The 990-nt window shown below is 45.5% G+C and carries 1 protein-coding gene; it reads right to left on the bottom strand.

The genetic code is table 11. From position 1 onward, the window contains the following. On the bottom strand, positions 1-990 hold a 990-nt coding region (locus F8B77_RS17640; protein ID WP_208846178.1), incomplete at both ends, for a hypothetical protein.

Raw genomic sequence — 990 nt, 5'->3', positions numbered from 1 at the left:
ACATCAATTCGCACTTGTACACTCGTGAGGCTATTCAAAACATGAGCATCAAAGCTAATCAGGTACGCCGCGCCTGAGTTCGAGATCGAGTTATCTTCTTTATCGAAGGTACCGTTAGAAGTAGTGTCATTTTCATTGAAATCATCATCTATTTCGGTGTTGGAAACATGTCCAGAGAAAGCGTTATCATCAACATAGGCGCCTACCGCAATGGCATTGCTGCTCAAAGCTAAACCATAAGTACCAAATTCATCCGTATCTGACGCTGGCGAGACATAGATTTGCTCTGTGCCCTGCCAGTCTGACGGCTCTGATGAGGATAGATCATAAAAATATGCAGATTCGCCGTTAAGCGTCGTCACCGCTAATTGATCGCCTGTAGCGCTCAGGGCTACCAGACGTCCGTAACGATCTTCTACTTCTGCATCTGAGGCTCGCAATACCTGAGTTTCAGACCAATAACTGCCATCATAATCATGAATGAACACCGCCCCTTGTCCACTAATACTATTGGTTTCGCCACCTTCTCGAGTAGCGCTCACCGCCAATCGATGACCGTTATCGCTCAGACTGACAGCATAGCCATAAAAATCATCCGTGGCATAATTTGAATTTCTGAACGCTTGGTCGAGCACCCAAAAAGTCCCATCGTGGCGAAATATGTAGACGTAACCTGTATTCCCTTGATCATATGCACCAACGGCGATGACATCGCCATTTTCCGAAATATCAACACTAAAACCGAAAGAACTACCGACTGAAAACCCATTTATATATTGTTGAGATGTCCAACTATCATTAACCAACTGATGAATCCGTATTTGCCCTTGATTACCATTGTGGTTGTTACCCCCTACCACAAAAGTATCCCCATTAGCACTCATGGCAACATAAGGGGTCGTGTCTGTTGTTAGGCTATGGTTATAGCTACTCATGCCCCATATACCATCCCAATCGGGCGCGCTGTCGACCACTGGCACATCGAAAATG

Source organism: Aliivibrio finisterrensis (assembly GCF_008933155.1).
In the GTDB taxonomy this organism is placed as follows: Bacteria; Pseudomonadota; Gammaproteobacteria; order Enterobacterales; family Vibrionaceae; genus Aliivibrio; species Aliivibrio finisterrensis.
The sequence above is the reverse complement of the archived record's forward strand: the minus strand, read 5'-3'. Positions and strand labels throughout refer to the sequence as shown.